The 2,054-nt window shown below is 57.1% G+C and carries 2 protein-coding genes; one reads left to right on the forward strand and one right to left on the reverse strand.

Annotation, left to right across the window (positions count from 1 at the left end; genetic code table 11):
- Positions 1-59: 59 nt before the first annotated feature.
- On the reverse strand, positions 60-1,001 hold the full coding sequence (locus ADG881_RS04365) for a sterol desaturase family protein (protein WP_007149979.1): 942 nt from the start codon (positions 999-1,001) through the stop codon (positions 60-62).
- 89 nt (positions 1,002-1,090) lie between these two features.
- On the opposite strand from ADG881_RS04365, the gene ADG881_RS04370 reads away from it, so the two are divergent.
- The gene (locus tag ADG881_RS04370) at positions 1,091-2,005 is read left to right on the forward strand and encodes a LysR family transcriptional regulator (protein ID WP_007149664.1); all 915 of its coding nucleotides are present in this window, start codon (positions 1,091-1,093) and stop codon (positions 2,003-2,005) included.
- Positions 2,006-2,054 lie beyond the last annotated feature (49 nt).

The following is a 2,054-nucleotide window of genomic DNA, read 5'->3' on the forward strand; positions in this document are numbered from 1 at the left end:
GGCGAGGTCTTTATATTCCACACTCTCCCGAGGTGGATAGCACGAGGAGTCGAGGTTGATCAGGCGGCTTCGGCCACGTCTTTCTGTGCTTTTTTGGCTGCCTTCGCTTCAGCTCGGGCCTTGGCTTTTACCGCACCACCGGGCATGAAGTTGCGAACATCCCAATAGAAGTAACGCTTCAACACGCTATTGGCTTCATCATCATTCTGGCGCCAGCCATACATCTTCGGTTTCTCTTTCTCGATGGCCAGCGTGCCGAAAATCAGCCAGTCGTAGATGGCCAGGGTGGCCGTCACGTTCTTGGCGGAGTTCGGGCCACGGGAATGGTGATGGTGATGCTGGGTCGGAAAGGTAATCACGTGTGCCAGTGCCCACATGGTTTTACGCACCCAGGCCCATTTGTGATTGTGGAAGTACAGATCCCAGTTCCAGTTCACATGGGTCTGGGCTGCCCACAAACCTTTAAAGGCCGTCGCCACAAGAAAGACTTCCACCAGGCCCAAATACAGACAAACCAGCTGGAAGGCGTAGTTAGGCATGATGAACCACCAGGCCCAGCCATTCACAAAGGTCTGCGTCACAGACAGCTGCCCCTTGCTGTCCTGGCCGCCAGCCAGGTGATGGGGCCGATGGCTCATCTTGTAGAACGCCTGCACCCACTGCAGCGCCTTGTTCTTCGGGCGGCGACTGTGGGCAAACAGGTGAAAAGAGCCATGCAGGAATTCTTCGATGCAGAAGAAGGCAATCAGGGTCGGCCAGAAATACTCGCTTTGCAGCCAGGCAAGAGAACCAGCGCTAGCCGGGAAAAGACCGGTCAGCGCCAGAGTAATCAACAGCAGCATCAGCGGGCGCTGAATAGCCACCATCATGAAAGTGGCAAGAAACGCGACTTTCCAGTCCTGGCGAGTCTTTCTTCCTTCGCGGGTGCGGCCCGCAAAGACTTCCCAGATGGCGGTGATAACGATGAAGGTGGTGACTGACAAGGTCAGTATCTGGTCCATGGGTATTCTCCCGGTTGTTGTTATGCGCACCTCCAAACTAGACAGACTGTATTTATCTTTCTAATTGATATTTGGTATAAGTAATATCCATGAAACTGAATTTACGCAGTATCGACCTGAATCTGTTGCCCGTCTTCGATGCCATCATGGAAGCCGGCCAGCTCTCCCGTGCCGCGGAATCGTTGGGCATGAGCCAGCCCGCAATCAGCGCTGCCCTGCAGCGCCTGCGCCACACCTTTGGCGACACCCTGTTTGTTCGCACCCACCACGGCATGACACCGACCCCCCGGGCCCGGGAGCTACATGATCAGCTTGGCCCGCAGCTGGTCGCCCTGCGCGACACCCTGAATCCGGAAAACCGTTTCGACCCGGCCACCAGCCAGCGTCATTTTCGCATTCTCAGCGTGGACTATTTTGAAATGGTGGTGCTCGGCCCACTGTTGGCCACGCTCCGACAGCAGGCTCCCCATGTGGTACTGGAAATCATTGCTGCCGACGATGACATGCCCGACGAGCTTCACAAGGGCCGGGCGGATTTATCCGTGGATGCCTTTGTGGCCGATGACGACCGCCTGCAGCGCAATGTATTGCTTGAAGAAAAACTGGTCGTCATCGCCCGGCGGAGTCACCCTCATATCAAGGGACACTGCGACAAACAGCAATTTCTGGATGCGGAACATGTAGTGCTGCCGAACCGCAACCGGCAGCTACCACTGGATCAAATCCTCAATGCTCCCGGTTGGCAGCGGCGCACCGGGGCCCGGGTTACCCAGTTTGCCAGCATGCTGGCGGTTTGCGGCGGCTCGGACCTGATTGCCACCGTCCCCGACCGGCTCGCTCAGCAGTACGCCGAAACCATGCAGCTGCAAGTACTGCCCTTCCCCGTTGCACTGCCGCCGGTTCCCATCTACATGATCTGGTCCCCGACCCAGCAACGCGACCCGGCCCACCGCTGGCTTCGCCAGCAACTGGAGCACACCATCGCGCAGGAACCTGCCCCTTGAATTCAGGTCCAATCATGACCACATACTGACTATTGACGGTAAACAGGAC

Source organism: Alcanivorax sp. DG881, from assembly GCF_000155615.1.
GTDB lineage: Bacteria > Pseudomonadota > Gammaproteobacteria > Pseudomonadales > Alcanivoracaceae > Alcanivorax.